At 40.7% G+C, this 19,472-nt stretch carries 19 protein-coding genes and 1 rRNA gene; all 20 read right to left on the bottom strand.

Annotated features, from left to right (window positions below):
• Positions 1–178: 178 nt before the first annotated feature.
• The 20 genes from VRHSUH10_RS09485 to trmD all read right to left on the bottom strand — a co-directional run bounded on the left by VRHSUH10_RS09485 (position 179) and on the right by trmD (position 19,404).
• A 16S ribosomal RNA gene (locus VRHSUH10_RS09485) occupies positions 179–1,741 on the bottom strand.
• Positions 1,742–2,360: 619 nt separating this feature from the next.
• Positions 2,361–3,536: an MFS transporter gene (locus tag VRHSUH10_RS09480; RefSeq protein ID WP_105090336.1), complete on the bottom strand. Its 1,176-nt coding sequence runs from the start codon at positions 3,534–3,536 to the stop codon at positions 2,361–2,363.
• Between the two features lie 242 nt (positions 3,537–3,778).
• On the bottom strand, positions 3,779–4,675 hold the full coding sequence (gene secF, locus VRHSUH10_RS09475; protein WP_005387361.1) for a protein translocase subunit SecF: 897 nt from the start codon (positions 4,673–4,675) through the stop codon (positions 3,779–3,781).
• Complete coding sequence (gene secD / locus VRHSUH10_RS09470) at positions 4,672–5,946, bottom strand: protein translocase subunit SecD (protein WP_005387360.1); 1,275 nt, start codon at positions 5,944–5,946, stop codon at positions 4,672–4,674. Before secD ends, secF begins: the two co-directional genes overlap by 4 nt.
• A gap of 21 nt (positions 5,947–5,967) precedes the next feature.
• Entirely contained in the window at positions 5,968–6,534 is a 567-nt protein-coding gene (locus VRHSUH10_RS09465; RefSeq protein ID WP_105090335.1) for a 5-formyltetrahydrofolate cyclo-ligase, read from the bottom strand.
• Positions 6,534–6,824 (bottom strand): preprotein translocase subunit YajC, encoded by a 291-nt coding sequence (gene yajC, locus VRHSUH10_RS09460; RefSeq protein ID WP_005387358.1) that lies wholly within the window; start codon positions 6,822–6,824, stop codon positions 6,534–6,536. The genes VRHSUH10_RS09465 and yajC overlap by 1 nt, the downstream gene beginning before the upstream one ends.
• A gap of 77 nt (positions 6,825–6,901) precedes the next feature.
• Positions 6,902–8,017, bottom strand: coding sequence for a tRNA guanosine(34) transglycosylase Tgt (gene tgt, locus VRHSUH10_RS09455; protein ID WP_105090334.1), 1,116 nt, complete (start codon positions 8,015–8,017; stop codon positions 6,902–6,904).
• Positions 8,018–8,025: 8 nt separating this feature from the next.
• A complete protein-coding gene (gene queA / locus VRHSUH10_RS09450) occupies positions 8,026–9,051 on the bottom strand; it encodes a tRNA preQ1(34) S-adenosylmethionine ribosyltransferase-isomerase QueA (RefSeq protein WP_105090333.1) in 1,026 nt (341 codons plus the stop codon).
• 11 nt (positions 9,052–9,062) lie between these two features.
• On the bottom strand, positions 9,063–10,775 hold the full coding sequence (locus VRHSUH10_RS09445; RefSeq protein WP_105090332.1) for a SpoIID/LytB domain-containing protein: 1,713 nt from the start codon (positions 10,773–10,775) through the stop codon (positions 9,063–9,065).
• Positions 10,776–10,777: 2 nt separating this feature from the next.
• Entirely contained in the window at positions 10,778–11,782 is a 1,005-nt protein-coding gene (gene ruvB, locus VRHSUH10_RS09440) for a Holliday junction branch migration DNA helicase RuvB (RefSeq protein ID WP_105090331.1), read from the bottom strand.
• A gap of 2 nt (positions 11,783–11,784) precedes the next feature.
• Positions 11,785–12,393: a Holliday junction branch migration protein RuvA gene (gene ruvA / locus VRHSUH10_RS09435; protein WP_105090330.1), complete on the bottom strand. Its 609-nt coding sequence runs from the start codon at positions 12,391–12,393 to the stop codon at positions 11,785–11,787.
• Positions 12,393–12,887, bottom strand: a complete 495-nt coding sequence (gene ruvC / locus VRHSUH10_RS09430) for a crossover junction endodeoxyribonuclease RuvC (RefSeq protein WP_005387349.1) — start codon at positions 12,885–12,887, stop codon at positions 12,393–12,395. Before ruvC ends, ruvA begins: the two co-directional genes overlap by 1 nt.
• A gap of 202 nt (positions 12,888–13,089) precedes the next feature.
• Positions 13,090–13,827: a YebC/PmpR family DNA-binding transcriptional regulator gene (locus tag VRHSUH10_RS09425; protein ID WP_005387348.1), complete on the bottom strand. Its 738-nt coding sequence runs from the start codon at positions 13,825–13,827 to the stop codon at positions 13,090–13,092.
• 9 nt (positions 13,828–13,836) lie between these two features.
• Positions 13,837–14,409, bottom strand: a complete 573-nt coding sequence (locus VRHSUH10_RS09420) for an RNA methyltransferase (RefSeq protein ID WP_105090329.1) — start codon at positions 14,407–14,409, stop codon at positions 13,837–13,839.
• Positions 14,410–14,448: 39 nt separating this feature from the next.
• Complete coding sequence (locus VRHSUH10_RS09415; RefSeq protein WP_105090328.1) at positions 14,449–15,750, bottom strand: glutathionylspermidine synthase family protein; 1,302 nt, start codon at positions 15,748–15,750, stop codon at positions 14,449–14,451.
• Between the two features lie 14 nt (positions 15,751–15,764).
• The gene (locus VRHSUH10_RS09410; protein ID WP_105086227.1) at positions 15,765–16,325 is read right to left on the bottom strand and encodes a hypothetical protein; all 561 of its coding nucleotides are present in this window, start codon (positions 16,323–16,325) and stop codon (positions 15,765–15,767) included.
• A gap of 11 nt (positions 16,326–16,336) precedes the next feature.
• Positions 16,337–16,768 (bottom strand): DUF350 domain-containing protein, encoded by a 432-nt coding sequence (locus VRHSUH10_RS09405; protein WP_105090327.1) that lies wholly within the window; start codon positions 16,766–16,768, stop codon positions 16,337–16,339.
• A 10-nt stretch (positions 16,769–16,778) separates the two neighbouring features.
• Positions 16,779–17,849, bottom strand: coding sequence for a hypothetical protein (locus VRHSUH10_RS09400; RefSeq protein ID WP_105090326.1), 1,071 nt, complete (start codon positions 17,847–17,849; stop codon positions 16,779–16,781).
• Between the two features lie 74 nt (positions 17,850–17,923).
• Positions 17,924–18,577, bottom strand: coding sequence for an NAD(P)H-binding protein (locus VRHSUH10_RS09395; protein WP_105090325.1), 654 nt, complete (start codon positions 18,575–18,577; stop codon positions 17,924–17,926).
• Positions 18,574–19,404, bottom strand: a complete 831-nt coding sequence (gene trmD, locus VRHSUH10_RS09390) for a tRNA (guanosine(37)-N1)-methyltransferase TrmD (RefSeq protein ID WP_105090324.1) — start codon at positions 19,402–19,404, stop codon at positions 18,574–18,576. The genes VRHSUH10_RS09395 and trmD overlap by 4 nt, the downstream gene beginning before the upstream one ends.
• Positions 19,405–19,472: the final 68 nt, after the last annotated feature.

Genomic DNA, 19,472 nt, shown 5'->3' with positions numbered 1-19,472 from the left:
CAAATATATATTAATTCTTCTATGCAGTTTTCAAAGAACAATAATCTGACTACATCTTGCGACATATTCATATTATGTTTGAGAGTCTTTACAGATCTCTCAAAACCGAACAATGTTAGGCGCCAAAGTGTCGACCTAAGTGACATCTAAGCTCTTGGCTTAGTGTATGTCTCCCTAGAAAGGAGGTGATCCAGCCGCACCTTCCGATACGGCTACCTTGTTACGACTTCACCCCAATCATCGACTTTACCTTAGACGGCTGGCTCCCGAAGGTTACCCCACCGGCTTTGGGCACTTCCGACTTTCGTGGTGTGACGGGCGGTGTGTACAAGGCCCGGGAACGTATTCACCGCAGTATGCTGACCTGCGATTACTAGCGATTCCGACTTCACGTAGGCGAGTTGCAGCCTACGATCCGAACTGAGAGAGTGTTTCTCGGGTTTGCTCCACCTCGCGGTATTGCTTCCGTCTATTAACTCCCATTGTAGTACGTGTGTAGCCCAGGTCATAAGGGGCATGATGATTTGACGTCATCCCCGCCTTCCTCCGCATTGTCTGCGGCAGTCTCTCATGAGTTCCCACCCGAAGTGCTGGCAACATAAGATAGGGGTTGCGCTCGTTGCGGGACTTAACCCAACATCTCACGACACGAGCTGACGACAACCGTGCACCACCTGTTTTCTGGCTTCCGAAGAAGAGGAACCATCTCTGGTTCTGTCCATCAATGTCAAGACCTGGTAAGGTTCTTCGCGTTGCGTCGAATTAAACCACATACTCCACCGCTTGTGCGGGCCCCCGTCAATTCCTTTGAGTTTCAACCTTGCGGTCGTACTCCCCAGGCGGGGTACTTATTGCGTTAACTCCGGCACAGAAGGGGTCGATACCTCCTACACCTAGTACCCATCGTTTACGGCCAGGACTACCGGGGTATCTAATCCCGTTCGCTCCCCTGGCTTTCGCGCCTCAGCGTCAGTTTTCGTCCAGAAAGTCGCCTTCGCCACTGGTGTTCTTCCTAATATCTACGCATTTCACCGCTACACTAGGAATTCCACTTTCCTCTCCGATACTCTAGATTGGCAGTTTCCATCCCATCACGGGGTTAAGCCCCGAACTTTTAAGACAGACTGACCAATCCGCCTGCGCGCGCTTTACGCCCAATAATTCCGGACAACGCTTGCCACCTACGTATTACCGCGGCTGCTGGCACGTAGTTAGCCGTGGCTTTCTATTCCGGTACCGTCAATCCTTCTAACTATTCGCAAGAAGGCCTTTCGTCCCGATTAACAGAGCTTTACAACCCGAAGGCCGTCATCACTCACGCGGCGTTGCTCCGTCAGACTTTCGTCCATTGCGGAAGATTCCCCACTGCTGCCTCCCGTAGGAGTCTGGGCCGTGTCTCAGTCCCAATGTGGCCGTTCATCCTCTCAGACCGGCTACTGATCATCGCCTTGGTGGGCCGTTACCCCTCCAACTAGCTAATCAGACGCAATCCCCTCCTTCAGTGATAGCTTATAAATAGAGGCCACCTTTCATCTATCCTCGATGCCGAGATTAGATCGTATGCGGTATTAGCAGTCGTTTCCAACTGTTGTCCCCCTCTGAAGGGCAGGTTGATTACGCGTTACTCACCCGTTCGCCACTAAGATTGATAGAAGCAAGCTTCCATCGCTCTTCGTTCGACTTGCATGTGTTAAGCACGCCGCCAGCGTTCGTCCTGAGCCAGGATCAAACTCTCCAAGATATCTTGAAGCTATTTGAATAGCTCATTTTATTTGTTGTCGTTACATTTAAGTAACTTTGAATTATGGTTGGTTTTGACTTTGTCAAAACCCGCACTCTGGCATATGTTCAATCATATGATTGATTACCTATCATTGTTCAGTTTTCAAAGATCTGTACCAGTTTCCACATCCTCTTTCGAAGTGTTTCATCAACTGGCGACTTGATTATTCTATCAAGTTCAGCTCATTCCGTCAAGCACTTTTTCAAAACTTTTTTAGAAGTTTTTTTGCTTGTCGTTTGTGCTGTGTCCTAACGACTTGTATAAGTATAGCATAAATAAAAATATCGTCAACACATAAAGTTGTTATTTTCTCAACTTCATTTAATCTTCACCACCGTCTTTATAATCTTCTTTTAATTTCTTATTATTTAGGGATTTATATTGTATAACACTATTTTTCTTTTCTTTTTATTCATATTATTTTTAAGTACTATCTTATAAACCTATAAACTTATAACTACTTTATAAAAGAAAAATCCTTAGAACATATTATAAAATACATTCTAAGGATTGATTATTATATTGTGTCTAATAGTCTAATACTGTTAGTAGCTTTTACTATATCACTATTTTTGTTTTACAGTTCTAGAGGTGTGTGCCTCTTAATCCATATATGATATAAGGCTAGTGCTATAATCATTATCACCGCAGTAAACATATATAGATACTGATAGCCTACAGCACTAGCTAACAAAGCCAAAATGACAGATCCAGCACCCACACTTATATCTAATGCTAAAAAATATGTTGCTGTTGATACCCCAGCTCGTTCGATTGGTGCTGATTGAATGGCTAACGCTTGAAATGCTGGTTGTGCTGCACCATAACCTAAACCTAACAAAGGGGCCGTTAATATTATGGTTAATGGCGTAGTAGCTATGCCTAATGCTAATAGTCCTAGTATAAAGAGTACTAGGCCAGGGTAGATAATATATTTAGAGCCATACCTAGCATATGCTTTTCCTACTAGCGGCCGACTGATTATAATCATTACCGCAAAGATAGCAAAAAATGCACTGCCCCAAATACCAGCCCCCATACTATTTAACTCAATGGGAATAAATACTAACACACCAGAATAGGTAAAGCCAATAAATAGTCCCATTAAGGCCCAAGGTAAACTTCTTTTTTCAATAAATTGAGATATATGCCATCCTTTGTGAGTAGATGGTTTAGGCATTGCTAATTCTTTTGATAAAGGAATACAATTACTCAATACTAGGACTAACCCTGTCATAATAGTTAAGAATAGATAGAGAGCTATACTACCATACGAAGCAAGTGCATATAAGCCTATTGCAGGCCCCAATACCATTGCCACATTCGAAAAGATAGCAAACATATTGATGCCCTCCCCCTTTCGATTAGGAGGTAATACCAATACCGCCAACGCCGCCATTACAGTCGTGCCCAAAGCAAATACAACGCCATGTAGCCCCCGCAATACAAAGATGGCTTCTAAAGAGGTTGTAAAATTAAAGAGTCCCATAATGATGAAAAATAAAGCAGTTGATAATAGTAATACAACCCGTTTATTAAAGCCATCAATTAAACGACCTGCAAAGAGCCTACATACAATTGTGCCTATTTGAAAATAGGTCATCGCTAATCCCGCATCTAAATCACTTCCACTTAATTCAGAGGTTATGACTATCGGCAAGGCTGCTACAAGAACATATTGTGTCATATATAAAATGCCACTGCTTATACCATAGTTTATAAAAGCAGGACTCCATAATCGGTTTGAACCCATCTATCTTCCCCCTTTAAACATTTTGTCACTTTGCTATTTTACGACTCATATACAAAGAATTCAATAACTACAAACCTCCTTATATACATAGAGCCTATATATAAATATATGAGTTATCTATAGTATTAATTTATTAGTAGATTATAACTAGCAAAAGAACTATATATAAATAAAGAACCTCTCCGAATATAGTTCGGAGAGGTTCTAATACTTTTACCAACAATAGGTTAAAAGCACATATGTTATTGTTGATTTCGAATATCGTTTTTGTTGCGACTCTTCCACATAACCCATAAGGATGTAGCTACACAGATAGAGGAGTACGCACCACTAGCAAAACCGATAATCATACAAAGAGCAAAGTTCTTCGTAGTGTCCCCACCGAATAAATAAAGGGATACACAGGCAAACATAACGGTAGCCAATGTATAGAAACTACGGTGAATACTTTGTGTAATAGACGCATTCGCAAGATCTGCAAATGTGTCAGAACGTTTATGTGTATGTGTATTTTCACGAACACGGTCAAAGATAACTACAGATTCATTCATGGAGTAACCTACAACCGTAAGAATAGCCGCCAAGAAAGACGCATCAATTTCTAATTGGAAATAAGAGAATACACCAAGAACCATAATCAAATCATGGAAAATTGCAACGAGAGCAGAAATAGCAACTTTATATTCAAAACGATAAGAAATATATAATGCTAATGCCGCAAACGCTATAACAAGATTTAACAACGCATGTTCTGTAACTTCAGAACCAATTACAGCACCTACAGTTTCAATACGTTTAACTGTATTGTTACCGATAGATTTAGTCAAAGATTCAATTACAGCGGCACTTTCACTAGGTTCAAGATTACGTGTACGAATCATAACGTCTTCGCCCGCTGTATCACCAGTAGTATCTCCAGAAAGCTGAATTTGTGCGTTTTCAAGATTATATTCTTTTAGGACGTCACGAACTTGACTAACCTCTACAGGCTGATCAAATACAACTTCAACAATCGTACCACCAGTATAATCAATACCAAAGTTAAAGCCTTTAGTAAAGATGGAAATCAAACTGATAATAACAAGTGTGGAGGAAATAGCAAACCACCAACGATGATGCTTAATTACGTCTAATGTCATTTGCGTTTACCTCCTTTCAAAGATTTTGGTGCAAATGCGTCAGCACTTGTGCTTGGAGAGATATTCGCACCAAACCAGAATGGATGGTTCGTAAAGTTACAATCAATAAGTAAGCGCAATAAGAAATGGCTCACAGTAATAGCTGTGAACATACTTACAACAACACCTACGCCTAAGCTGATAGCGAAACCTTTTACAGGGCCAGAGCCTAAGATTGTCAAGATAGCAGCAGTAATGATAACGGATACGTTCGCATCTGTAATTGTTGCTAAAGCACGACTGAAACCAGCTTCCATGGCTACACGCATGGACTTACCGGAGAACACCTCTTCTTTGAAACGTTCAAAGATAAGAATGTTCGCATCTACAGCAACACCCATGGATAAGATAATACCAGCGATACCTGGCAATGTCATAGTTGCATTAAAGCCTTTACCTAATACGAGCAATAAGAGCATAACATATACAAGTAATGCAATATTAGCTACGATACCAGAAAAACGATATAAAATAACCAAGAAAATCATGATCATGGCAATACCAGCACTGAAGGCTACAACAGATTTATCCTTGGAGTCTTGTCCCAAAGAAGGACCGACTGTACGCACTTCCAATACATTAATTTTAACAGGCAATGCACCAGAACGTAATAAAATAGCCAAGTCTTTAGCTTCTTCTAAGCTTTGACTACCAGAGATAGTTGCTTTACCACCTGTAATTGCTTGTTGTACTACAGGATTAGTCAATTCTTTACCATCCAATGTAATGGCAATACGACGACCAATATTTTTAGATGTTAAATCAGCAAATTTCTTAGCCCCTTCATCGCTTAATTCTATAGCAACGAGTGGTTGTTTATTTTGACCTAACTCTTCTTTTGCATCTTTTAAATCATCACCAGTCATAACAGTTTGACCTTGGTCGTTTTTAAATTCCAAGACCGCTGTTTTACCGATACGTTTAATCGCTTCGTCAGGATCTTTTACACCTGGCAATTCGATGATAATACGACGAGCACCTTCACGTTGTACTAGTGGTTCAGACAAACCCATTTCATTAATACGACGCTCTAAGATTTGCTTCGCCCGTTCCACTGCATCATTGTCAGCTGTACCAGTCGCAGAGTCCTCTGCTTCCAATACGATGTGCGTACCACCTTGCAAGTCTAGGCCTTGTTTCAAAGAGCCTGCTAATGGTTGAATAAAATACGCAAATAATCCAATGATGGCAGCAATGACTACTAAAAACTTGATAATAGCTTTACCGTTCAAAATAGTTGCTCCCTTCTACTACTATACGCAATGTATAACGCCTTGCTCCGTTACAATTTTGCTCATCCGTTGGTCCAATTCATCCATTGGGATTGGTGTATCCCACAATTGTAATGACCAGCATACGCCCATAAATGTACGTGGTGAAAGTTCCTTGAGAAATCGATCGTAATACCCATTCCCCATCCCCATGCGACCGCCTTGACGGTCAAAGCCAGCACCAGGCACTAAAATCAAATCCAAGTCATGTGGATTAATAACCTCGTATGGCTCAGAGGGAATGCGTATATTTAACACACCCCGAGTGATAGATTCTAGAGACTTAAGACGAACTGCAATCATGGTCGTCTTATCTGTACATACTGGAACATATACGGATTTACCATGTTCTAAAGCATGACGAATAACATCGTCTAAATTGGCCTCCTTGGGCATCGCCAAATAGGCCATAATGGTATTAGCTGATATATACTCAGGACTATTAACAATTTGATCTGTTAAAAGCGCAATCCATGTATTACAATCAGCAACGGATAAAGCAGCGCGCTGGGCCTTGCACGCCCGGCGCACTGCTTCCTTTGTATTCATTATTTTTCTTCCTTGTTTTTCTTGGAAAGAACGTTAGCAATTGCAGAACGTGCAAATGTTAACTCTACTTTTTCAGATACTTGAACCTTTACTTTTTCATCATCAAGTTCAACGATTTCACCATAAATACCGCCAATAGTAACGATTTTTTGGCCTTTCTTCAAGCTGCCTAACAAATTAGCGCGCTCTTTTTGTTGTTTCTTTTGTGGACGCCACAATAAGAAATAAAAGATTACGACCATCAACAAAATAGGCCAGCTAGTTTGCAACACTTGTAAAATATCTTCCATTTTATCCTCCTAGTATAATAAATATGTTTTTCTTTTCTAGTATAGCCACCTAATATAGATTTGACTAGACTTAATTACTATTTTTTAAAGCTATCCCAAAATTGCATTCTAAATTGTGGGAACCGATCTTCTAAGATGGCTTGTCTCATTTGACGCATAAACTCAAGCAAGAAGTAAAGATTATGGTATGTTACGAGACGCAATGCCAAAATTTCTTCCGCCTTATACAAGTGACGAATATAAGCACGAGAATAATTTTTACATGTATAACATTGGCAGCCTTCTTCTAACGGACCCCAATCATGAGCAAACTGCGCATTTCGAATATTAAGGCGACCGTTCCAAGTCATAGCCATCCCATTTCGGGCAACCCGTGTAGGGTATACGCAGTCGAACATATCAATACCACGTGCTACGCCTTCTACAAGACAATCCGCCGTACCAACGCCCATCAAATAACGAGCCTTATTAGTAGGTAATAGCGGTGTTGTGTATTCAAGAATTTCATTCATTAAATCATGAGGTTCCCCAACGGATAAGCCACCGATACTATAGCCTTCAAAGTCCATAGCTACCAGCTCTTCCGCACTTTGTTTGCGCAAGTCTTTGTACATACCACCTTGGACGATGCCAAACATCCCTTGTCGGTCATGGGCTTTACGAGCCTCTTGGCAACGATGAGCCCAACGTGTGGTACGAGCTGTTGAGCGCTTTGCATAATCATGGTCCGCAGGATAGGGAATACATTCATCAAAGGCCATCGCAATATCAGAACCTAATTGCTCTTGTACCTTTGTTGCCACCTCTGGAGATAAAAACTGTTTAGACCCATCAATATGAGATCTAAAGGTTACACCCTCCTCAGTAATCTTACGCATATCGCCTAAGCTAAATACTTGGAACCCACCGCTATCAGTTAAAATAGCTTGATCCCAGTTCATAAATTTATGTAAGCCACCTGCTTCCTCTACGAGTTCAGGACCAGGACGAAGGAATAAATGGTACGTATTGCTCAAGATAACTTGAGATCCCATTGCCTTTAATTCCTCAGGCGTCATAGTTTTAACTGTAGCTTGTGTACCTACAGGCATAAACATAGGCGTTTGGAAGGTACCATGTGGCGTATGCAATAAACCAGCACGAGCCCCCGTGTGAGGACATGTCTTTTGTAATTCATAAGTAATACTCGGCATAGTCCCTCCTAACGTATAAACATAGCATCGCCGAAGCTAAAGAAACGATAACGTTCGCGTACAGCTTCTTCGTAGGCCGCCAAACAATGTTCACGACCAGCCAATGCACTAATCAACATTAATAATGTAGATTGAGGCAAGTGGAAATTCGTTACCAATGCATCAATCATCTTAAATTTGTAGCCAGGATAGATAAAGATTTGTGTCCATCCACTAATGCCTTGTAGGACACCATCATCATTGGTAGCCGACTCAAGGGTACGCACAGAAGTAGTACCTACCGCAATGATACGGCGTCCGTTTCGCTTAGCTGCATTAATACGATCAGCTGTATCTTGAGATACCACGAAGAACTCACTATGCATTTCATGGTCCTCAATTGTCTCTGCTGATACAGATCTAAATGTTCCAAGACCAACATGCAAGGTAACAAATTCTAGCTCTACACCTTTCGCTTTTATCTTTTCTAATAGTTCAGGTGTAAAGTGAAGCCCTGCTGTTGGAGCAGCCGCTGAACCTTTTTCCTTAGCATAAACGGTTTGATAACGATCTTTATCTTCTAGCTTCTCATGAATATATGGAGGTAATGGCATTTCACCGATTTCTTGTATCACATCATCAAATACACCATCGCAAGTGAATTCAATGATACGACCTCCAAACTCAGTTTTATCTATAACGGTCCCACTTAATCGGTCATCAAATTCGATAACTTGACCAATAGGACATTTTTTACCAGGTTTAACAAGGCATTCCCAGCGATTTTCACCACACGGTGTGAGGAGCAACACCTCAACCTTGCCACCAGAGCCTTGACGTTGCCCATATAATCTCGCAGGAATAACCTTTGTATTATTAAATACAAGTACATCCCCTTCATGGAGTTCATCTAGCAAATCGTAAAAATGCTCTTTATGCGCAACCTCACCTGTAACCTTGTCCAAGGTCAACAGTCTCGCCGTATCACGAGGCTCTACAGGATGTTGAGCAATAAGTTCCTCTGGTAATTCATAATCAAAATCTGTAACTTTCATCGCAATCCTTATTAGTACATTTTCTTTAATGTAATGCCACTATAGTAGTGACGCAAAATAGTTTGGTAATAATTTGTATCCCCTGGTGTCGCACGCTTAGCCATTTCTGCAGCGCCCCATTGAGACATACCAAGACCATGTCCCCAACCGTGGCCTTTAATATAGACAGTATCATTACTACCAGTAAAATTATGATACGCCTTACCCGTATCTTTAGCTGGGTTATGATTTACATAAAAATCAAATAGTGTTGATTTCAAGCCTAAAATACTGCGTAAAGAATCCCCATCAATGGTCGTTTTTCCAGAGGTACCTATGAAAGTAGCACTCTTAATTCGACCAGATACGCCGCGATCAGATGTTTGTTGACCTGGCTTGCCAAGAGGTGTCAATTGAATGCTCTTCAATTTGCCAACCCCTTTACTAGCTGCATTAAGCTTACTTTCAAGGGCCTGACGAGAAGTAGTAACTGTCCAGTTCGATGTCGATGTGCCAGTACTAAAATCCTTTACACCTTTCAAATACGGTACATCACTACCCCAAACATTGACACTATCCTCAGTATAACCGCCGCCATCAGAATGGAATAAGGCATTAATAGGGCGTTGGTTATATAACATAACCATCCCCTTTGTTTTATTAACTGCATTTGTAGTAGCTTGCGTTTCACCACTAACACCATTATAGACTTGGTGATCTGTGGACGTACTCACATCATACGGTTTACCTTTATTCTCTTCCATAGTATGAAGAGCATAAGTTCGAGCAGCTACAGCTTGTGCTTCTAATGCAGCTGCTGGCCAAGATGGAACGACTTCTTGCGGTACTACGCCATAAAGATAGTCTTCAAGAGGTACAGAATTAATGACCATCATCTTTCCATTATTAGCACGTAATGTAAGTCCTCCACGATAGCCTTTGCCTTCAAACAAGAATGGTGCATCATTATTGGCTGGTTTTAATGTAACTACCGTATCAATGGCCTTTCCATTGACAGCAATTTTACCACTTCGAATACCAACAGAGGTTCCACGGTTTGCACTGATTGTACTAACTTGACCATTAGCACCATTTAACACAACCATATTAGCAGTAGATGTAACTGTAGCATCGGAACTGCGACTGCCCAATAACACGCGCACATTTGGTACATTTTCTACACGCTCCGTAGCAGGTGTAACAACAGAACCTACTTTATTACGCGTAATAGCAGCCGTATTAGCTTTAATACTATTGGCTTCAGAAGTTTTTACAGCCGTAGATGCAGCTGGCTTTACCGTTGTAGCCTTAGCACTAGTAACTGTAGATTTTGCAACAGGTTTTTGAGCCGTTGCTGCAGTACTAGACGCCACGGATTTAGTAGCTGGTTTCCACGTAGCAGCTGCTGGTTTTGTTGTACTGGCTGTTTTAACAGTTGTTGTAGATTTAGCCGCACTAACTGGTTTTGCACTAGTTTTTGGTACACTAGATGCATTTGACTTCGGAGTCACTTTTGCCACAGGCTTTGGAGCCGGTTTAGTTACAAGTGGTCGAAAAGTTGACCGCTTCGTCGTATTTACTTTCGATACATTTGTTGTAGATACTGTTGATTTCGGCGTTGGCTTTTTAGTCACTACTGCACTTTTATGTTGCAATGTAGCCCCTTGTGCAACAGATGCACCGCCAATATTTACACCTAAAAACAAAGTTGCCATTATCATCAATTGTAATCGTTTCGTTTTCATTGTTATTTCCCTGTCTGTGAAATACCTAAATGCTCATAGGCAAGTTTAGTAGCCACCCTCCCACGCGGTGTACGTCCTAAAAATCCTAATTGCATCAAATATGGTTCATATACATCTTCGATGGTATCTCTCTCTTCGCTGATAGCTGCCGCAATAGTATCTATTCCTACCGGGCCTCCATCATACTTTTCAATAATACACTCCAACACACGTCGATCGATTCGATCGAGCCCTTCTTTGTCAATATATAAACGCTGTAACGCATCATCTGCAATACTTTGAGTGATAACCCCATCACCTATAACTTGTGCAAAATCACGTACCCGTTTAAGTAGACGATTTGCGATACGCGGCGTTCCCCTCGAACGTCGTGCAATTTCGCTAGCCCCAGTCGGCTCAATACCAATATGGAGTATTTCTGCCGCCCGAGTCACAATAAACTCTAATTCCGGTTGTTTATAATATTCCAACCGGTTAATAATACCAAAGCGGTCCCTTAATGGTGCCGCCAAAGCCCCCGCCCGTGTTGTGGCACCTACCAAAGTAAACTTTGGCAAATCAATGCGCACCGTTCGAGCACTTGGGCCTTTACCGATGATAATATCAATTGCATAGTCCTCCATAGCAGAGTACAATACTTCCTCTACACTGCGAGACAAGCGATGAATTTCATCGATAAATAATACATCGTGATCATCTAAATTCGTTAAGATGGCAGCCAAGTCGCCTGACTTTTCAATAGCAGGACCAGATGTTATGCGAAAGTTAACACCCAATTCATTCGCAATAATACCTGCCAATGTAGTCTTTCCTAGACCTGGTGGACCATACAGCAATACATGATCTAATGCTTCACCACGCTGCTTTGCAGCCTGAATATATACATTTAGATTGCCTTTAGCCTCTTCTTGACCAACATATTCGTTAAAGAATTTTGGTCGCAAGCTATATTGCCACATATCTTCTTCGTGCTCGTCATTTCCGACAAGGCGTACTTCTTCGTTCATCCTTATCGTCCTTTCCCAAGCTCAATCAAGCTGACCTTAATCAACTCAGATACATCGCGTTTACCATCATCTAAAGACTCTACAATATCAGCCACATCTCGCTCTGAATAGCCTAGCGACACAAGAGCCTCAATGGCCTCACCGGCAGCACCACTAGCAGCAACGCCCATCGGCTGTATGGCTGCTGGTGATTCTGCAGATATATGCGTCATCTTCGCTAACTTATCCTTTAATTCAAGAACAAGTCGCTCTGCAGACTTCTTACCAATGCCCGGCAATTTCGTTAATTGCTGCACTTGGCCATTGATAACAGCTAATTTGAAAGCCTCTGGTGTCATGCCAGACAAGATGCCAAGCCCCACCTTAGGCCCTATACCAGAAACAGAAATGAGTAAAATAAACAACTCATACTCCTCTTCCGTCCAAAAGCCATAGAGTTGCATCGCATCTTCACGTACATTGAGATACGTGAATAGCATCGCCTCATGACCTTCAATCAATTGTTGTCGCGTAGTGGTCGGCACATATACACGATACCCTACGCCATGTACATCTACATAACAAGACTCTTTAAAGAGATGTGTTACGATGCCCCGTACATACCCTATCATTATACCAACCTCTTCAATCTATCATTGTGAGAACTATGAGCCGTACAAATAGCGACAGCCAATGCATCTGCCGTATCATCAGGCTTAATTTTCTCACGAATCCCCAAAATATTCATTGTCATATAAATGACCTGATTCTTATCAGCCTTGCCGTAACCTGTAACGGCTTGCTTGATTTGTAGCGGTGTATATTCATAAATAGGAATACGCTGTTGTTCAGCCGCTAATAAGATAACACCACGTGCTTGACCGACCTTGATGGCCGTCGTTACATTGCGGTTGAAGAATAATTCTTCTACCCCGAACTTATCAGGCTTGAATTCCTCTAGAATATCACTTAGGTCATTAAATAAAATTTCCAACCGCTGTGAATCTGTTAATTCCTTAGGAGTTGTAATAGCCCCATAGGCTACAGGTGTTAATTTGCTCCCCTTCACGTCAATAATGCCATAACCGCATATAGCCGTGCCTGGGTCAATACCTATAATTCGCACCTTAACCCCCTTAGTTTAAAAATGAGATAAGCTGTCGCCTACCTCCATTACATAATCTATTTTATTATAGCACAATACCACATCGAAGTTCATGAATTTCCATAGAAAATTTATAAGAAACTAATTAATTTTCATATTCCCAATGGTTCTCTAAAAAATACATAAAAAAGGAGCACCTTTAAAGTGCTCCTTATAATAATTATTATTCTTCTTCGTCGTCTGGCAAGATACCATTGTGATATACGTTTTGTACATCATCAAGATCATCCAATACGTCGAGCATTTTTTGCATTTTTACAGCATCATCACCAGTCAACTCAATAGTTGTATCTGGAATCATGGTAATTTTAGCTACTTCTGTTTCAATGCCCGCATCAGCAAGAGCTGCCTCTACAGCATCATAGTCTTCAGGAGTAGTATAAATTTCAAATACATCATCTTCAGACTTAAGATCTTCTGCACCTGCTTCAAGAGCAAGCATAGTCAATTCATCTTCGTCATGACCTTCTTTATCGATAACGAAAACGCCTTTAGATTTGAACATCCAGCCTACACAGCCGCTTTCACCAAGGTTACCACCTTGTTTAGAGAACGCGTGGCGCACATCTGCAGCCGCACGGTTACGATTATCCGTCATAACCTCTACAGTAACGGCAACACCGGCAGGACCATAACCTTCATATACGATTTCTTCGTATGCGTTCATATCCGTAGCGCCAACGCCCTTATCGATAGCACGTTGAATATTATCCTTAGGAATATTGTTTTCACGAGCTTTTTGTAAAGCCAATTTCAAACGCATATTACCTGTTGGATCGGCACCACCCATACGTGCTGCTACAGTAATTTCACGACCGATTTTCGTAGCCAATTTAGCCTTCAATGCATCGGTTTTACCTTTTTTATGTTTAATATTTGCCCATTTTGAATGTCCTGACATAGACGCCTCCTATTTATTCCACCATGCCTCGCCCCGCAGCCGATCAAGGATAATCGATACAGCACTACGCACAGATAAATGATTGTATTCACCATGGCCATATATAGGTTCTAAAATATAGTCAAAGCTTTCCATCGTTTCTTTTGTCATACCATAACCGGTACCAAATAATACTAACACAGGGCGCCCCTCATTTTCAAGATGTTCACGCATCCGTGCATAGGAAATTGTATTATCATAGGTACGCGCATCTGTTGTCGCCACAATAGGTTTCATACCTTCTAGGTCTTCAATCATTCGCACTGCTACTGCAATAGAGTTAACCAACTCCACGCCGGTGAAAGCATCCTTGCGATCTGGATTGTAAGTAGAACCAAATCCAGATTTCCAATGTTCCATGATGGTACTCACCAGCTCACGCTGGGCAGGTATATTGTGAATCACAAAATATTTAGATACATCATAGGTAATAGATGCTCGTGCAATATCGTGAATATCATAATTTGTAATGGCCGTCGTAATGACCTCTTTATGCTTGTTCATAATTGGATAATGAACAAGTCCAATATATAAATTAGCCAAAGCCCTATATCTCCACAACAATAAAAATACAAAATAAAATTAATCGATTAAAAGCGGTACAAAATAAGCTTCAGTACCGGCAATCTCTTCTGGAGAAAAACGACAACCGACTGCAGAAGCTTGATCGCCAAGCATAAAGCAAGATAATGTCAAACAGCCTTCTTTCGTACCACTATCTACGGTATGAGTAAAATGTTTCTGCTTAATGAATTCCTGATACATAACCTTTTTACTGTCCCGACAAACTATATCATCATAGTTATCTACAAATTTCTCCATGTATAGTTCAGCTTGATTTCCACGTTTTTGAACAACCTGAATATTTCGCCCTTCACGGCCCCAAATTTCCTTTTGAATATAAAGTCCATCATCAAGGTTCGAGAAATCACTTTCAAAATAGGACGGCGTCAAATAGCGCTCGATAATATCTCGCTCAGGGGCAGTAAAAAATTGGTTTGTTAAGTATAGAGCATACACTAAGGACATAAACGATTTATTCTGTAAAATAATCGCCTCTGGTGGATTAAATAGATTAAAGCGGTATTCATTATACAAATCTAAAAACATTTCACCTAGTGGTTCACCATCTGCTGTAGTTTCATCAATCAATAGTTCCATGGGATGTAAACGATACAGGTTGGCTGCATGACCACCGTCAGATAATAGAATACCCTCATCATCAATGACCATATCATAAAAGGATAGGAATCGAACATCTGCTTCTGGGCATGCTGATTTCATAGCCTGTAAGAGAAACTGTGTAGTTCCATAGTCCTCTAAATAATCATGAAAGCACCCGAAAACAAAGGGTTCTGTTTCATTATCCGTCATCATATTATGTTGTTTATTAGTCACACTATATTTTTTACGAGATGTTCCTTCATATACGCGTTTCAAAAAACGTTCAAGTTCATTATAAGCATCTATATTAGGATCTACTTTATCGAAATATCGTGCCGCTACACCATTAGCATAATAGCTTTCAATTAGAAAGCAGGGTGTATCCGCATTAATCTCGACCATGCGCAATTGTCCTCTATCATCAAGGACAAAGTCAAATCGAGATAACCATGTAGGTAAGCCCAATGGATTCCCACGATGTAAATAGGGAATCAAATTTCCGGGCATATCCATATTGAGAGCGAACTCATCAGGAGCCTGCTGAAATACCTTAGCGGCTTTACAAAATATTTGAAATAACATCCGCGATGCATGTCGTATTTCATCATAAAATTCGGCTGGAAAGGATTGTGCAGTAAGAGCAGGATACCGATCATCATAGCCTTCATAATCTACAAAGGGCAATATATTCGTATCAAGTTCATCTATATACGATTTCATAATATCGGCCTCCATTAGGAACTACTAGAACGTGCACCTGCACTACCAAAGCCAGACTTTTGACCTATAGAAGAGGCTTTTTGACTTCTACGCTTCTCATAGTCTTTATACGTACGTCGTCCTAAAGAACTATGCGTATTTGAACCTGTTGTTGTATATACATTAGGCTCCTCATAGGGTTTTAATGGAGCTGCCACACGATAGGTCATAGTTCGTCCATCCATACGCGCTGTTGGTGGATTAAATCCGTGAAAAATATAATAACCTGCTGCAATACTAGGTAACAGCCCAGCTAAACCAGCGTCCCACACTAAATTTCCACTAGTATCGCGGTGAAATGTAACAGACCGGTTATCATCATATAAAGCTGTTTCTTTACCATCTCCATGATTTAATAGAGAATAACGATTACCTTGATTATCCTTTAATCGAACTTCCCCGTCATTTGCTTCAGGATAGATTTTATCACATACGACATAAGCAATGTCATTCCAGTATGAAGACACACCAACGATACCTGCTACAGCGGCAAAGGCACCCGTTATGTATAGAGTTTTCTTACTTGGCTTATACATAGGACACTCCCTTAGTGCACAGCACCACTAATAACGAGAGCAAGACCTACAAAGATGCCAAAAACGAGGATACCCGCTGCTGTATTACCACGCATAATCTCTTCAGATAAATTATATTTTCGATGCCATAAATTAATAAACATATAGCCTGTTACAAACAATATAATGCCTAAAATAGCATATACGATACTGGCCACCACACCATGCAATAAAGATGTATCAGCAGTAGTCACTACAGGAGACATGATGACAGCGCGCAAAATTTCACCAATACCGATAAATGAACCCGCTGAGAGCCATGCTACAGCACAGTTACCACGTTTAATTTCTTCGCTGAATTTGCCGGGTACAAAGAAATCAATAACAGTATTAGCTGTTAACATTAGAAAAATTCCAAAACAAGCATAAAAAATCGTCAATAATACATCTGGTATATAAATCATAATAAGCCTCCTAATAATATAATTTTGTATTGGATGTGTTATTAGAGTTGCTGGTAGGATACAACCGTTCGCGTCCCGTATTATCCCCTAGTCGAACCATGGTCGCATAGTTATCTAGTATATGAGAGCTGATTAATGTACGATCAATAATTTTCCAATCCTCTTGTGTCAATTTTGATTGTTCACATACCTTAACCTTAGTTTGTCCATCCGTATTGGTAATGATATACACCAAGTCCCCAGAATAAAATACAATAACTTCATGTCCCTCTTCTAAGTTGTCTCGCTCATTTTTAATATCACCATTCACAGAATCAATCAAATCTAATGCGGTGCTAACAGGGTCCAACGAAGACGTGTATACATAATCGCCATCCGAATCTGTTTTTGTATAATATGCAGATGTGTCATGCATATGTTCTTTTGCCGTATAAGGCACTCCAAACATAGCGCGTATACTATGCCAAGACAAATCATTGTCCGACCAAAACAGAAATAGTAAAAATAATACACCGATCCCTATAGAAGTAGCAACTCCTTCAAAGCGTTTTTTCAGCCGTTGATTCCGTTTCTTTTTACTAATAGCATTAGCTTCTGCATCATTACAGAGACGAATATTCCTCAAAGGAACACGTGCCCCTTCGGCGAACATCTTCTCCCCTTTAAACCAGTTTTCTTCAAAGAATACACTAGCACCGCCTTCACAAGGCAATTGATATTCCTTATAGCCAGCTCGATCACCTACGGAAGCACCACTATCACCATCTACATCTACAACCTTTTCCAAACCAATTTGATGTAATGTAAAGCCCTTCGGTGCACGCTTACGATAAGATGTTCTAGATACAGTGCACCATTCATTATCATTGTATTCAATGGTAACCCATATTTTATCGGACCCCTCAACATCCTCGAGACCATATTCGTGCCAATAATCTCCAGGTGATTTTTGCATTGACGGCTTAGCTTTATAGGCCTGTTCCTGATCTGCTTTTGGAATAATCTCATTATATTTAATTTTTTCAGTTATTACATAACGACTGCCCTGTACCTCAAGGACATCACAACAATTAAACTCCATACATAACCTCGCTCGAATAGGTAAAATCATATGGATCTCGGCCTATTCCCTCTCCAAAACGGGATTTAATGAAATTAAGCTTTAAAATAGCCTATCCGCTCATGAATCGTTTCATTTTCAATAATGGAAATGCCATACTGCTGCCCTATTGTAGCTTTTACAAGGACATTTGCTACGTCAGCCGTCTTTACGGGTTCTTGGCTCATTAATATATGAGCTTTGTTGATAACACCAAATACAGCACAGCTAATGCGTTCCACCAACTTAGGTTCTTCTCGAATCAATGTAGCTGGACGAGCAATAACAATCGCTTCAAAGGGCAACTCTAAAATAACATCTTCCAATTGTCCTTTCATGGACATATAGAAGAATGGAGACTTTGGATTTGCTCCCAAAGAGGATACTAAACCATATTTTTTCACACCATTTTGAGCTGCAATGCGTGCCATTTCATACTGATACGTATAATCTACGGTCCATTGTGCTTCTTTAGAGCCCGCTTGTTTACGGTTTGTACCCATAGCAGAGAATAAAATATCCCCTGTCACTAAGTGTGCCCATTCACGAGGTTCATCAAAATTAACAATATGAACTGTTACCTTTGGAGATGTATATGTTACTGGACGACGTACAAATACATGAATGTCTTGAATCTCATGATTATCAATTAACGTGTCTACAATATGACGTCCAACTGCACCAGTGGCGCCTAATACTAACGCTTTCATTCTTCACCTTTAAGTCTTACAGACTCTTCCTCAACTATCTCTTTTAAAAGCTTAATCTCTTCTTTTGTTAATGGACGTTCCAATAAATCTGGACGTAACAACCGAGTTCTTTTAAGAGCTTCTTTTTGACGCCAAGTAGCAATATTTTTATGATGACCACTTCTCAATACATCTGGAACAGCCCAGCCTCTAAATTCAGGGGGCTTTGTATATTGAGGGCATTCTAACAGAGGTTCATAAAAAGAATCCTCCTGTGCCCCACTCGCCGCACCTAGTACGCCGGGGATCATGCGCGCTACTGCATCGGCTACAACCATAGCTGGCAACTCGCCACCAGTTAATACATAATCACCAATAGAAATCGTTTCATCTACTAAATGTTCCTCTACACGATAGTCTACACCTTCATAATGGCCACAAATGAGGACTATTTGATCGTATGTAGCTAGTTCACGAGCCTTCTCCTGTGTGAAAGGCTGGCCTGTAGGTCCCATGAAAATAATACGACGTCGTATACTTTCACTAGGATTACCAATAAGACTCATTTCATCACACATCTCATCGGTAGTATAGGTACTGTTAAGGGTATTGTCATATTGAGCAATAACAGATTCCACCGCTTCAAAAATGGGAGGTGCCATCATGAGCATACCTGCACCACCACCATATGGCGTATCATCAACTTGACCATGTTTATTGTGACTAAAATCTCGAGGGTTAGTTACACCCATAGACAATCGTTCCGCTTCGATAGCCCGTTTTATGATGGAATGACTAAAAAAGGCATCAAAAAACTCAGGAAATAAAGATACGATATCGATACGCATAGACCGTCCCCTATACTTATTAACTCACATAAACTCATTAGCATTATCTATATATAGCTATATTATAT

Origin of the sequence: Veillonella sp. T11011-6, assembly GCF_002959755.1 — a bacterium.
GTDB lineage: Bacteria > Bacillota > Negativicutes > Veillonellales > Veillonellaceae > Veillonella.
The sequence above is the reverse complement of the archived record's forward strand: the minus strand, read 5'-3'. Positions and strand labels throughout refer to the sequence as shown.